At 40.7% G+C, this 13,876-nt stretch carries 13 protein-coding genes; 7 read left to right on the plus strand and 6 right to left on the minus strand.

Going from position 1 to position 13,876, the window contains the following annotated elements; translation table 11 throughout:
• The first annotated feature begins 33 nt into the window (after positions 1-33).
• Together ribD and cls are read left to right on the plus strand one after the other, a co-directional pair.
• Positions 34-1,089 carry a bifunctional diaminohydroxyphosphoribosylaminopyrimidine deaminase/5-amino-6-(5-phosphoribosylamino)uracil reductase RibD gene (gene ribD, locus KDU71_RS04430; RefSeq protein WP_212188703.1) on the plus strand — a complete coding sequence of 352 codons (1,056 nt, stop codon included), beginning with the start codon at positions 34-36 and terminating at the stop codon, positions 1,087-1,089.
• 31 nt (positions 1,090-1,120) lie between these two features.
• Positions 1,121-2,584, plus strand: coding sequence for a cardiolipin synthase (cls, locus tag KDU71_RS04435; protein ID WP_212188704.1), 1,464 nt, complete (start codon positions 1,121-1,123; stop codon positions 2,582-2,584).
• A gap of 73 nt (positions 2,585-2,657) precedes the next feature.
• Here the strand turns inward: cls and KDU71_RS04440 are convergent, their stop codons facing one another.
• Genes KDU71_RS04440 through KDU71_RS04455 form a run of 4 tightly spaced genes read right to left on the minus strand, consistent with a single transcriptional unit; the run spans position 2,658 to position 6,845 of the window.
• Complete coding sequence (locus KDU71_RS04440) at positions 2,658-3,431, minus strand: SDR family oxidoreductase (RefSeq protein ID WP_212188705.1); 774 nt, start codon at positions 3,429-3,431, stop codon at positions 2,658-2,660.
• 44 nt (positions 3,432-3,475) lie between these two features.
• Positions 3,476-3,817 carry a TfoX/Sxy family protein gene (locus KDU71_RS04445; RefSeq protein WP_212188706.1) on the minus strand — a complete coding sequence of 114 codons (342 nt, stop codon included), beginning with the start codon at positions 3,815-3,817 and terminating at the stop codon, positions 3,476-3,478.
• A gap of 5 nt (positions 3,818-3,822) precedes the next feature.
• Complete coding sequence (locus KDU71_RS04450) at positions 3,823-6,099, minus strand: patatin-like phospholipase family protein (protein ID WP_212188707.1); 2,277 nt, start codon at positions 6,097-6,099, stop codon at positions 3,823-3,825.
• 5 nt (positions 6,100-6,104) lie between these two features.
• Positions 6,105-6,845, minus strand: a complete 741-nt coding sequence (locus tag KDU71_RS04455; protein ID WP_212188708.1) for a TylF/MycF/NovP-related O-methyltransferase — start codon at positions 6,843-6,845, stop codon at positions 6,105-6,107.
• A gap of 171 nt (positions 6,846-7,016) precedes the next feature.
• Between KDU71_RS04455 and KDU71_RS04460 the strand changes: the two genes are divergently transcribed.
• The gene (locus tag KDU71_RS04460; protein ID WP_212188709.1) at positions 7,017-7,979 is read left to right on the plus strand and encodes an isoaspartyl peptidase/L-asparaginase family protein; all 963 of its coding nucleotides are present in this window, start codon (positions 7,017-7,019) and stop codon (positions 7,977-7,979) included.
• 77 nt (positions 7,980-8,056) lie between these two features.
• On the opposite strand, the gene lysA is transcribed toward KDU71_RS04460, so the two are convergent.
• Together lysA and KDU71_RS04470 are read right to left on the minus strand one after the other, a co-directional pair.
• The gene (gene lysA, locus KDU71_RS04465) at positions 8,057-9,211 is read right to left on the minus strand and encodes a diaminopimelate decarboxylase (RefSeq protein ID WP_212188710.1); all 1,155 of its coding nucleotides are present in this window, start codon (positions 9,209-9,211) and stop codon (positions 8,057-8,059) included.
• Positions 9,201-10,532, minus strand: coding sequence for an aspartate kinase (locus KDU71_RS04470; RefSeq protein WP_212188711.1), 1,332 nt, complete (start codon positions 10,530-10,532; stop codon positions 9,201-9,203). Before KDU71_RS04470 ends, lysA begins: the two co-directional genes overlap by 11 nt.
• A 257-nt stretch (positions 10,533-10,789) precedes the next feature.
• On the opposite strand from KDU71_RS04470, the gene yihA reads away from it, so the two are divergent.
• The 4 genes from yihA to pth all read left to right on the plus strand — a co-directional run bounded on the left by yihA (position 10,790) and on the right by pth (position 13,870).
• Complete coding sequence (gene yihA, locus KDU71_RS04475) at positions 10,790-11,407, plus strand: ribosome biogenesis GTP-binding protein YihA/YsxC (protein ID WP_262898250.1); 618 nt, start codon at positions 10,790-10,792, stop codon at positions 11,405-11,407.
• Between the two features lie 140 nt (positions 11,408-11,547).
• Positions 11,548-12,486: a ribose-phosphate pyrophosphokinase gene (locus KDU71_RS04480; RefSeq protein ID WP_212188712.1), complete on the plus strand. Its 939-nt coding sequence runs from the start codon at positions 11,548-11,550 to the stop codon at positions 12,484-12,486.
• A gap of 94 nt (positions 12,487-12,580) precedes the next feature.
• Complete coding sequence (locus tag KDU71_RS04485) at positions 12,581-13,159, plus strand: 50S ribosomal protein L25/general stress protein Ctc (protein WP_212188713.1); 579 nt, start codon at positions 12,581-12,583, stop codon at positions 13,157-13,159.
• Between the two features lie 90 nt (positions 13,160-13,249).
• Positions 13,250-13,870, plus strand: a complete 621-nt coding sequence (pth, locus tag KDU71_RS04490) for an aminoacyl-tRNA hydrolase (protein WP_244828171.1) — start codon at positions 13,250-13,252, stop codon at positions 13,868-13,870.
• The last annotated feature ends 6 nt before the right edge of the window (positions 13,871-13,876 follow it).

Below are 13,876 nucleotides of genomic sequence, written 5' to 3' on the forward strand. Positions count from 1 at the left end.
TTGTATCTTGAACGGCAAAATTACTAAACTCAAATGAATCATTTGTCGCAAGAGGAGAAATACATGCAACGTTGTCTGCAGTTAGCTCAAATGGCTGAAGGAAATACATATCCTAATCCAATGGTAGGAAGCGTGATTGTACACGAAGGAAAAATTATTGGAGAAGGATATCACCGAAAAGCTGGCGAACCGCATGCCGAAGTGAATGCAGTCAATTCAGTAAAGGATCAATCACTTCTGTGTCAATCGACTCTGTATGTTAACCTTGAGCCATGCGCTCATTACGGAAAAACACCACCTTGTTCGAAACTAATAATCGATAAGGCAATTCCTAATGTGGTTATAGGGTGTATTGATTCATACTCTGAGGTTGCAGGGAAAGGCATTGAAATGATGAAGCAGGCCGGTGTAGATGTTAAAACCTGTGTTTTGGAGGCTGAGAGTTTAGAATTGAACCGTCGATTCTTCACATTTCATAATAAGCAACGGCCATATATTATATTGAAATGGGCCGAAACGCAGGATGGATTTGTGGATATTGAACGAACAAATGCTGATTATGGTACGCCAACATGGATTACAAACGAGTGGGCGCGAAGAGCAGTTCATGAGCAGAGAGCTAATGAACAAGCGATATTAGTTGGCACGCAAACTGCCTTGAAAGATAATCCATCTCTTACTGTTCGTGATTGGGTGGGTAAGCAGCCATTGCGCTGTGTGATTGATAAAGAGTGTACACTTGATGGTCAGTATCAATTGCTTGATAACAGGCATCAAACGGTTATCTTTAATCTAAAAAAGGATGAACGTATAGAATTGATTGAATACGTTAAGCTGGACACTGCCAAAGATTTGACATTACAGGTTCTTGAAGATTTATGGCAGCGTAACATCCAATCGTTGATTGTTGAAGGTGGAAGCGCGACTCTGCAGCGTTTTATTGATGCTAACCTGTGGGATGAAGCGCACAGGTATGTTGGCGATGTGTTTTTTAAAAAAGGCATAAAAGCCCCTGCTTTTGTAGCTAATCTTCAGCAAAGGCAAACTTTTGGTGGTAGTCAGCTATTTGTGTATCGTAATAATTTGTAAATTCATCATTCACATAATCTGACCAAAGCAAATGGATTTTATTGAGAGCATTCCTCCACTTGTCATAAACATTGTTAAGGCCGCCTACGTGCTGGCTATGCTTATGATTGTGTTTTTGGTAATGCTCGAGAACCGAAGCCCCTTGAAGGCTATACCATGGATGTTGGTATTATTATTTGTGCCAGTGCTAGGCGTGGTATTTTACATCTTTTTCGGCCAAAACCTCAGGAAGGAAAAGATAATCAGGCGAAAAGGATTGAAGAATCACGATCTGGTCAGTAAAATTGCACATGCACAAAGTCATAAGCTGGCAGATGGTGTTATGGATGATTTGCCAAGTCTTGAGACCCACAAAAAGCTTATTCAGCTATTCCTTAACAATTCATCGTCGATACTAACGATTGGCAATCAAGTGGATGTGCTTAATAACGGAGAAGAGACTTTTAACGCCATCTTAACCGCACTCAGGCAGGCTCAGCATAGTATTCACCTCCAGTACTATATATTTGATGAGGATGAAATAGGTAATCAGATTCTCGATATATTAAAAGAGAAGGCTATTGAAGGCGTTGAGGTGCGTATGATAGTAGATGATGTAGGCAGCTGGGAGCTTAAGCGTTCCTTTTTTAGCCAGATGAAAACCTACGGCATTGAAGTATATAGCTTTTTAACGGTTCGCTTTCCATCGCTTACTTCGAAGGTTAATTACCGTAACCACCGGAAGATTGTGGTTGTCGATGGTGAAACAGGGTTTCTGGGAGGCCTTAATGTAGCCGATCGTTACATTAAGGGTAATCCTGCCTATGGTACCTGGCGCGATATGCATTTACGTATCACCGGAGATGCTGTCAATGCCCTTCAGTCGGTGTTTTTTGTTGATTGGTATTTTGTCAGCCAGCAGGATATTGCCGATCCAAAGTACTTTCCGCATAAAAAACCTGCTGGTGATAAGTTGGTTCAAATAGTTACCAGCGGACCAGATTCTGACTGGCCTGGCATCATGATGGGATACTATCAGGCCATAGCTACGGCACAAAAATATGTATACATTACCACCCCTTATTTCATGCCTGGCGAAAGTGTGCTAATGGCACTAAAGGCATCGGCCATGAGTGGCGTCGATGTGCGTATTATTATACCAGAGAAAAGTGATGCATATTTTACGGCTCTGTGCACCAAGTCTTATATTAAAGAGATGTTGGCCGCTGGCGTTAAGTTCTATTTCTATCAGCCAGGCTTTCTACATAGTAAGATGATGGTAGTGGATGATGAAGTGTGTACGATCGGTACCACCAATATGGATTTCAGAAGTTTTGAACAGAATTTTGAAGTCAACGCATTTATATACGATCGTGATAAAGCTCAGGAGGTCAGAAGATACTTTTGCAACGATTTGCACCAGTCAGTATTAATAGATGCTGAAGAGTGGCGCAAGCGACCACGCTGGCAAAAGGCCAAAGAATCGTTCGCGCGCTTATTTAGCCCATTGCTCTGATTGGATATTGGTACAGTTGTTATCTTTTTGAATAGAATCACTAAAAAACTGTGGGTTCATCAGCTTAAGTGTCTTATAAAGTTGATTTAACAGCACCGCCTTCCAGCGTATAAACCTGTCCGGTTACAAATTCTGCCAATGGCGATAAAAGCCAGGCTGCTAATGTACCTAAGTGGGCCGGATTACCTAGCTGTTTGGCCGGTATGGCATCTATAAAAGCCAGTTTAGTCTTTTCAAATTCCTGACCAGTCATCTGACTCTTCTTTTCAATCAGTCGGTTAATAGCCGGGGTGTCGTGGGAGCCAGGTGCCACCATATTGAAGTTAATGTTTTGTCCGCTGACTTCCTGAGATACTGTTTTCATCATCCCCACAACCGATAGCCTAAGTGAAGTGCTTAATACCAGGTTTTCGTATGGTTGCTTAACTGACGAGCTTTCGATGTAAACCACTCTTCCATAGTGTTTAGTTCTGAAATGGGGAAGCAGTTTTTGGGTTAGCTCCACTTTCCATCTGAGAATATTACGGTAAGCATCGTCCCAGTCTGATAAGCGTGTTTCTTCAAAGAGTTTAGCCGGAGGTCCGCCAGCATTAATTAAGATGCCGTCTATGTCGTGTTCATTGGCGAGACTGGCAACGTGGTTGATTGTATCTGATGAGGTGATATCGCCTTTAACGGCTATGAATTTATTTTTATATATGGCTTTCATTTGATCAAGACCACCTTGCTTACGGGCAATGCCAATTACTTTAGCTCCATCATTCATGAGAGCGATGGCGGTTGCCTGTCCAAAGCCGCTTGTGGCGCCGCATATAATAAAGGTGTGGTTTTTAATCTGTAAGTTCATGGTTAAAAAAGTTTCCTTTATTGACAAATGAAGGCCCAAAAGGTTTACTTTTTCTTACTTGATTTGGCCATAGGGTTAAAATCGAGACATCGTTGTACCCATTTATCTAAATCATCATCCATATCAATGCCTGTAGGTTCAATCATGATAAATCCTTTCATGGGTCGGCCGGTGAAATCCATTTGTTTGCAGCCTTTCTCAGATAGATATTGCTCGTAATGGTCGGGCGAAATACGCGCCATTAGGTCGGTTTTAATGATGCCAACGCACATTTTATCATCTACCATAAAGCATAATCCGCCCATCATTTTCTTCTCAATGAACTTAGCAGCTTTGCTTTTTAGCGATTGCCTTACTCTATCAGCCAAATATTCGTCGTAGGCCATAATGGTTACATAAATGGATATCCTACACTAATGTAGGCTCTGGCTTTCCAATCGTCAAGATTGGTGCCAATGCCCAAAGTTATTGGGCCGATGAGGCTATTAATGGCGATACCACCACCAAAGCCAATAATATGCTCTTTAGGACCAAGGAAGAAGGATTGATCGGCAAATATATTATTGCCAAAATTAGGCGCATAAATACCATTTACAACAGCATGGGCATAAAGCACCTTAGTGATGTTAAAGTTCAGTTTTATGCTGGCTAGTCCATAGTTTTCTGCAATCTTCTCACGGTAGTTTAATCCAACAAAAGCCGCATCTCCTGTACTGATGTTATAGGCTGTACCGCCAATATTATGCATGTCGAAAAACGGCGCATTTGCCGAAAAAGCGGCTATTGATAGCCCGGTTTCTATGGTAGAATTTTTTGAGGTTGTGATGGCTTTTGTATAGCGAAGTGAACCTGCCAGGTAGTGTTCTTGAGGTACCTTTATGAATGGCTCGATGATGGCTTTGCTACTGGCTTCCCCATCATAATATTCGTAGGTTTTAAAGTTGGCTTTACCGGCAAAGTGCAAATGATGTCCGTTAGTTGCAAAGAAACGTTTATTGAGGGTGTTACGATCAATGATGAATGAGCCGTAGATAAAACCATTACCAAAACGTTTCACTCCTTGATCGAAGATATCTGAAAGTCCGGTTTCCTGACTGACCTTTATTTCCTGCCAGTCAAGCTTGGCTGTTACGATGGTATTTGTTTTGTATGACAGGAAAATACCTGCTCCGGCTTGAGCTTTATAGAAATTTAGGGTACCGGCTGTTTTTAAATTTTGCTGGTAGATTGGCAGATAAGTGCGTTCAAAATATCCATCGCCAATAAACCCGGTAAATTGCTGTTCTCCCAGGTAGGCAATCATTTCGCCATGTGCCCTTGGCTTTTCCGAGATGTCGGTGGTTAGGGACAGGCGACTGTTTTTAAACAACAGGTTTCTGATTGTAAGGTTAGAAATAATACCTGCTTTTAACTCATTATCGTAATGAATCGAAAACTTCGCCTGCGCCAGATTAGTTTCTTCTGTTTTGAATATCAGGGTATATGCTCCGTTGTTACTTTCTATATTGTAGGTGATTTGGTTGTAAAAGCGCGTGCCTATCAGTCGTCTAACACCTGTGTTTATATCCTCTACACTTACTGTATCACCTTCGTGGATGCCTAGTTTTGTGAAGAAAAAGTTTTGTGATACATGTTTCCGGTTGATAATCTTGATATCGGAAACAATTATTTGTTCGGGTGTATAATTTTGGGGGGATTGTAAAGTTATAGGATATCTGTTTATTGAATCTCCTAATTGCTGCAGTTGTGCAATTTGCTCACGGGCCGCTTGTTCGCCTCTTTCAATAATAGCGGTGCCGTCAAAAAAGCTGGCCGATGTATAAGGGTGTAATTCGGGTGTGATAATATAATCAGTGGCATCAATGGACTCCTGAAGCACAATATTGCTACCTATCATAGCTGATGTCATCAGAATTTCGGTTATGCTCTTGAGTTCATCGATTTTAGGCTTATCACTTGTGCCAACATTCACACCAATGATTATGTCGGCTCCCATCTCGCGGCAAAGTAAAACCGGGAAATTATCTAATACACCACCATCAACCAGGTACATGCTGTCCTTTTCAACAGGGGTGAAAACCGAAGGAATGGCCATGCTGGCTCTCATTGCTTCTGACAGGTCTCCTTCTTTAAAAACATATGGCTTACCTTCAACCAGGTCAACCGCAACACAGCGAAACGGAATAGGGAGCGCATCAAATGAGTGACAATTTGATACATGCCAGGTTAGTTCAGAAAGCATTTCGGATATGCGATGACCTCGCACCATGCCTGCCGGCAGGCTAAGCCCTTTTTTAGTGATGTCAAAACTTAACTGAAAACGGTTGTAGTCAGCTTTCTCTTCAGGTACGACATCACTCAGAGGTATTTGATCACTCAGAACAACCGCCCAATCAATATTATTAACAATTGAATCTAATTCAGCAGCTGAGTATCCGGAAGCATACAAGCCTCCAATAATACTTCCCATGCTGGTGCCTGTTATATAATCAGGTTTGATGCCGGCTTCTTCCAACACTTTTATGACACCAATATGTGCCAGCCCCTTGGCGCCACCACCACTGAGTACCAAGCCTATTTTCGGCCTTTGCTCCGGCGTTTGTGCATGCAATAGCTGATTAATTGTACACACGAAGCTGATAACTAAACAAAGTATATACCTGTGCATGCTACCTATCGTTTGTTTTTAATCATTACAACTGAACCATACATATCTGGTAATTGTATAAAGATCTCAGGAATGGTTTGTTCAAATTCATCAACTGCTTTTTTTACGCCTTCCCAATTGTGATTGTAGTCGTGGATAATGATGGTGCCCCCATCGCTAAGTTTTGGGTAAAAATATTGGAGTGCATCAATGGTGGACTGGTACAGATCGGCATCAATATGAACAAAGGCATAGTTAGTTTCTGTTATCCCCTCCGTAGTGTCAGGAAACAAGCCTTCTTTGATGATTAGGTTTGATGCATCGCCATCGATATATTTCAGAACTTCATCGGGTGTGGTGTTGTCAAATTTAACTGTTTGAGGACGCACTGTTCCATCGCAATCTTCTTTAATGACTTGCTTGGGCAGTCCGCTAAAACTATCGAACAGATAAAATTTCCGGTCTGGCAACATATGGTGAATCAAACGCGCTGTTTCGCCCTTGTATACGCCCAGTTCGGCAACTGCCCCTTTAATGTTTCTATCACTAATGCGTTTGAGTTGAAGCCATAGCGAATAATAGCGTATTTTATCTTTGAAATTTCTTTCCTGGCTGGCAATTGGCTTTTTTAGCTGCTTGTGCTTTTGAGCATCGAGCCAGGCGAATGGCTTAAATAGTTTGTGTGTATAAAAGCTCCAGAAGTAGCTAAGAGCCATTAGTACAACAAGATTAATAAGAATCAGATTGAGGAATTGGATAAGTGTCATGCCTAATATTGCTTGGTATAACACAAATATAATTCAAATATCAGGCAAAAAAGTGGAATTATCCCGAATTGGGAATATTGTCTATTGAACTGTCTTTTATTTGGCATTAAATCGGCTGATGCGGGGCTTGTTAATTTTATATTATTTTTAGTACTGAGAAATATAACAATCATGAGATACTTTATTGCCATTTCTTTTCTACTTATTGTAGTGGCTTGTCAAAAGCCAGATAGACCAACCAAAGAATGGGCTATTGCCTTGCATGGTGGTGCTGGTAACATGGATAGCACGAAATTTAGCGCAGAAGATATTCAGCTTTATGAAGATGGCTTGCGTGCAGCATTAGATATTGGTAAGAAAGCGCTGGAGGATGGGCATTCTGCTATTGATGTGGTGGAGATGGTCGTGAAAAACCTTGAGGATAATCCGCTTTTTAATGCTGGTAAAGGAGCTGTTTTTACCAATGATGGGCGTAACGAGCTGGATGCGGCGATTATGGATGGGCGAGACTTAAATGCCGGAGCTGTGGCGGGTGTGGGTGATGTGCGTAACCCAATTAGTGCTGCACGATTGGTGATGGAGCAATCGCCACATGTGCTGTTGATTGGTAAAGGCGCTTCCCTTTTTGCGTCAGAACACGGTGTAGAGATGGTGGATAGCAGTTATTTTTACACCGAAAAACGATGGCAGCTACTGCAACGTTCGCTTCAAAAGGCAGGTAAAAACGGAACCGTTGGCTGCGTTGTACTCGACAGAAATGGCGATCTTGCAGCAGCCACTTCAACTGGCGGCATGAACAATAAACGATATGGACGAGTGGGGGATGTGCCAGTTATTGGAGCCGGAACTTATGCCAACAACAATACCTGTGCTGTTTCAGCCACAGGTCATGGAGAGTTCTTTATCCGTTACACGGTGGCTCACGATATTTCTGCTCTAATTGAATACAAAGGATTAGCTTTAGATGAAGCTGCCAAAACTGTAGTTAATGGTAAACTGACAAATAAGGCCGGCAATGGTGGAATCATCGCCGTAGATAAATATGGAAATATTACCCTGGAAATGAACTCAACCGGTATGTTCAGGGGCTGGGCTGATGCTTCAGGTAACGAGGGAGTTGCTATCTTTAAATAAGCTGCTACAAGAAAAAATAAGCCATAAGGTCTTGCTCATGCATTAACCTTATGGCTTATCTAATTATTTAAGTGTGGCTAAAGTTCATCTGAATAATAGGCAATGGGTAGTTCTCGCAAATTGTATCGGTTAGCCATTATTTCGCCATAGGCACCGGTTGAGCGGATAGCAATCAGGTCGCCTCTGCTGGTATGTGGCAGGTCAACCGCTTTACCAAAGCAATCGCTTGATTCGCAGATGGGCCCAACTACATCGTATTTTTCTTCCTCTTTATCAGAACTCAGGTTTTCGATTTTATGATAGGCCTGATATAGTGCCGGACGAATTAAATCGCTCATGCCTGCGTCAACAATAGCAAATTTGGTATTAACACCATTTTTTACATAGAGCACTTTTGTTAGCAATGCCCCACATTGTGCTACAACTGAACGGCCTAATTCAAAATGCAACTCCTGGTCTGGTTGTAGTTCCAGAAACTCATCAAATAATTTGAAAAAGCTCTTGAAGTCTGGAATCGATTTACTGTCTGGCTGTTCATAATCAATACCAAGTCCGCCGCCAACATTAACCACCTTGGGGCAAATATGACGGCTAATAAACCATTTTTGCAGCTCATTTACCCGAATGCAAAGGTCTTTGAATGAGAGCAGATCCGTTATCTGTGATCCAATATGAAAATGGATGCCTTCAAGTTCAACGTTCTTCAGGCTGTTCAACACATAAACCACATTGTCCAGATCCCATTGGTTAATGCCAAATTTGTTCTCTTCCAATCCGGTGGTAATGTAATGATGGGTGTTGGCATTTACATTTGGATTAATGCGCAATGCCACTTTTGCTATTTTGCCTTTTAAGCCAGCCAGCTCATCAATAATTTCCAGTTCAGGAATCGATTCAACATTAAAGCAGGCAATGTCATTGTCCAGTCCAAGGTTGATTTCCCAGTCAGCCTTTCCAACGCCGGCAAACACTATGCCACTGGCATTAAAGCCGGTTTCTATGGCTTTCTTAACTTCGTTGCCACTTACGCAATCTGCACCAAAACCAGCATCACAAATGGTTTTTAAGATGCGATCGTTGGCATTAGCTTTAACGGCATAATGTACTTTAAATCCGTACTGGCCAGCTTCTTGCTGAATGGTTGATAAAGTGGAGTTCAATATCTCCATGTCGTAATAGTAGAATGGAGTTTGAATCTGTTCTAATGCTCCAACAGGGAAATTAAATTTCATTGGTTTCCTGGTTAAACAGTTTATCACTCAATAGATTTAAAGCCTTCTTTTTGTCTTTGGCACTAATTAATAACGACAGGTTGTAATTACTGCCACCGTAAGATATCATTCTGATAGGAATGTCTTTCACAGCGTCAAAAATAGTATTGGCATAGCCTTTATTGTCGGCCACCAGGTCACCTACCACACACACTATCACCTGATCGTTATCTACTTCAACCGTACCGTATTTTTTCAGGTCATTTACAATTTCATCAAGGTGCTTATTGTCATCGATTGTTACCGATACGCCTACCTCCGATGTGGTAATCATATCGATTGGTGTTTTATAGCTTTCGAATATTTCAAATACCTTTCGCAGAAAACCATAGGCCAGTAACATGCGTCCCGACTTGATTTTGATAGCGGTAATACCATCCTTTGCTGCAACAGCCGCCATGCGCTCTTTGCGCTGGTTGGATGAAATCAGTGTACCTTCTGCATTGGGCTCCATGGTATTCAGCAAGCGTACTGGTATGTTTGCAAGTTTTGCTGGTAATACGCTCGTTGGGTGAAGTATTTTAGCCCCGAAATAGGCCAGCTCAGCTGCCTCGTCAAATGATAGTTCCGAAATACTTTTGGTATTCTCCACATAGCGTGGATCATTGTTGTGCATGCCATCAATGTCGGTCCATATTTGTATTTCTTCAGCTTCAATTGCTACGCCAATAAGTGATGCTGAGTAATCACTGCCACCACGTTGCAGGTTATCAATTTCGCCAAAAGCATTGCGGCAGATATAACCTTGCGTAATGTAAACCGCTTGTTCTTCCTGTTCCTTCAGTATTTTATTAATGTTTTCCTTGATGTATGCTCCATCCGGTTCATTGTTTTTATCAATGCGCATATAATCCAGTGCCGGAAGCAGGGCTGATTGCTTGCCTTTTTCCTGTAAATGAAAGTGAAATAGTGCAGTTGAAATTAATTCGCCTTGCGCTAAAATGGCTTTTTCCTCAAATACCGTGAACATGTCGATGGTAAATGATTTAATAAACTCAAAATGAGATTTAATTAGATCACGACCTCTAGATTTAAATGCTTCACTTATGAATAATTCATCAACCACCTGCTCGTATTTAGTTTCAAGTGTATTGATTACTTCATTAGCTCCGTCGTGGTTTTTCTGGTATAAGTAATTGGCAATTTCAACCAGGCTATTGGTTGTGCCTGCCATTGCTGATAATACCACAATCTTTTGATGTTTATCATCTATCAGGTCTGCGACTTCTTTCATTCGTTGAGCCGAACCAACCGATGTTCCTCCAAACTTAAGTACTCTCATTTTGTAATACTATAATATCTACAATAACTTAATGATGCAAAATTATAAGAATTATCAGCACTAATGCTCACTATTTGATAGAAATAGACCGTGCTGAATTTTGATTATTAACAAATAAATAGCGCCAGAAAGAAAAACAACTAAAAATAACAAAAAGTTAAAAAAATAACAACAAATTTTATTTTCATGAGTTTTGTGAATAATTTGTATATTTTACACAAAATGTGAGTTTTTCTTTCGTTAAAATGCCACTACCTTTGTTGAAAATTATTGACGCCATGCGAATTCAATCAGCTCAATTTTATACAAGTAGTTCTAAGGCCAACCAGTGTCCCAAAGAGGATAGGCCTGAATATGCTTTTATTGGCCGCTCCAATGTGGGGAAGTCTTCATTAATCAATAAGCTATGCGACCGAAAATCGTTGGCTAAAACATCTTCTACGCCTGGTAAAACCCAGCTGATTAATCATTTTGACATTGATGGCAAATGGTACTTGGTGGATTTGCCAGGATTTGGTTATGCCAAAGTTTCGAAAACGCTACGTTCTACCTTTGGTGCGCTTATTACCGATTATATCTCGAGCCGAAAGAATCTGATGTGCCTGTTTGTGCTTATCGATTCGCGAATTCCTATGCAGGATATTGATCTGGTATTTATGAATTCAATGATTGAAAACGGCGTACCCATTGCGCTTGTGTTTACAAAAACAGATAAACTTAACAAGACCCAATTCAGCACTAACATGAAAAAGTACGAAGAAAAGTTACTGGAATATTGGGAAGAATTACCACCGGTTTTTTATACCTCATCAAAGAACGGACTTGGCTCAGAAGAGTTATTGACTTTTATTGATGATTTGAATAGTAAGTGGTAAGTAATTGCTAATGAATAGGATGTTCTAAAATCTCAACAATTATACTTTTTTATGATGTTTGTTCATGTTAAGAAAATATGAATTGCTTACCTTTGCACCCACAAAGCAACATTGAAATAATCTGATAAACATCAATTTAAATGCCACCGAAAGCTCCTATTAAGATATTTGCGGGAACTAGTACCAAGTATCTTGCTGAAAAAATTAGTCTTTGTTCCGGCAGAGAACTGGGTAGTGTTAACTGCTTGCGATTCAGCGATGGTGAATTTACAACTATGTACGAAGAGACCGTTCGCGGTTCTCACCTGTTCTTAGTTCAGTCTACTTTTCCTCCTTCAGATAACCTGATGGAGTTATTAATGATGATTGACGCAGCCAAGCGCGCTTCGGCTTATAAGATTGTAGCCGTAATGCCTTACTTTGGTTTTGCACGTCAGGATAGAAAAGACCAGCCACGTGTGGCTATTGGTGCCAAGTTAGTTGCCGATATGCTACAGGCAGCAGGAGTCGATCGTGTAATTACAATGGACTTGCATGCCGATCAGATTCAGGGATTCTTTAATATCCCCGTTGATCATCTGTATGCATCATCGATTTTTGTACCGCACATTAAGCACATGAACCTTGAGAATTTGGTAATTGCTTCACCAGATGTGGGTGGTACAAAACGTGCAAATACCTACGCCAAGTTTTTGGAGACACCAATGGTTATTTGCCATAAGCAGCGCTCCAAAGCGAATGTTGTGGATGAGATGCGTATTATTGGTGATGTGACTGATAAGAATGTGATTATTGTGGATGATATGGTGGATACCGCTGGTACTTTGACTAAAGCTGCTGATATGATGTTGGAAGCTGGAGCCAGAAGTGTACGCGCATTTACTACACATGCTGTATTGTCAGGTCCGGCTTATGAGCGTATCGAAAATTCAGGTTTGGCTGAGTTGTACGTTACCGATTCAATTCCGTTAAAACAGAAATGTGATAAGATTAAAGTGTTGTCGGTAGCACAGCTTTTTGCCGACACCATTGAAAAAGTATATAATTATCAGTCGATAAGCAATCAATTTTTGATCTAAAGTATTATCTTTGCAGCCGCTTTAGAGCAAGCGTGTGATGGGAAATTTAGCCTCACATGGTTATAATTTTGAGTAGCACTTAAAAAAAAGAATTATGCAAACAATTGAAATTAAAGGTACTGTACGTACTGAGTTAGGTAAAAAGTCAACCAAAGCATTACGTGCTGAAGGTAAAGTACCTTGTGTGATTTACGGTGGTGAGCAGAATGTTCACTTTACAGCTCCTGAAGCTGAGTTCCGTAAAGTAATTTACACACCAAATGTTTACATCATTAATGTAAACGTTGATGGAACAGTTTATCCTACTATTCTTCAGGATACGCAATTCCACCCTGTTAAAGAACAAATGTTACACGCTGACTTCCTTTTGGTAAAAGAAGATAAGCCAGTTGTAATTGAGATTCCAGTGAAGTTAGAAGGTTTTGCAGAAGGTGTTAAGGCCGGTGGTAAACTTCAGCTTGAAAAACGTAAACTGAAAGTTAAAGCTCTTGCAAAAGACTTACCTGATACATTAAACATCAACATTGATAGCCTTGGTTTAGGCAAAACAATGCAGGTTGGTCAGTTAAACTTCGATAACCTTGAGTTATTGAATGCAAAGAATGCTGTTGTAGTTGCTGTACGTCTGACTCGTGCTGCTCGTGCTGCTGCTCAGCAAGCTGCTGCGAAATAACAGTAATATATTATATAAGGAACCTCCATATTTACGTATGGAGGTTTTTTTATATTTTAGCCAAATTGTCGGGCATTAGAATACCAAACTATGATTGGGCTAATAAAGCTATTTAAGAGAACGGAAAAAGATAATACGCCTTCAGATATGAAGTACCTGGTTGTTGGTTTAGGGAATATAGGTGAAGAATATGAGCAAACCCGTCACAATGTTGGGTTTGAAGTGTTAGATGCAATAGCCAAAAGCAATAGTGTAAAATTTAAGGATGAGCGCTATGGAGCCATTGCCACTTATAAGTTTAAATCACGAAACATTATTTTGCTGAAGCCTAATACTTATGTTAACCTAAGTGGTAAGGCTATTAACTACTGGATGCAGAAGGAAAAAATACCATTGTCAAACGTGTTGGTGGTGGTGGATGATTTGGCATTACCTTTCGGGACATTGAGGCTTAAAACAAAAGGTGGTGATGCCGGTCATAATGGCTTAAAAAGCATACAGAGTACTCTGGGAACTGCTGCATATTCACGTTTACGTTTTGGTATTGGCGATGAATTTTCGAAGGGAAGACAAGTTGATTTTGTTCTCGGTCGATGGACGGATGAAGAATGGTCAGCATTGCTTGAACGCGTAAAAGTAGCCGAAGACATTGTTAAAGCTTTTGCAACTGTGGGCGCTGCTCGGGCAATGAGCCAGTATAATAATAAATAAAGTTGT

This window comes from Carboxylicivirga sediminis (assembly GCF_018156225.1).
GTDB classification, from domain to species: domain Bacteria; phylum Bacteroidota; class Bacteroidia; order Bacteroidales; family Marinilabiliaceae; genus Carboxylicivirga; species Carboxylicivirga sediminis.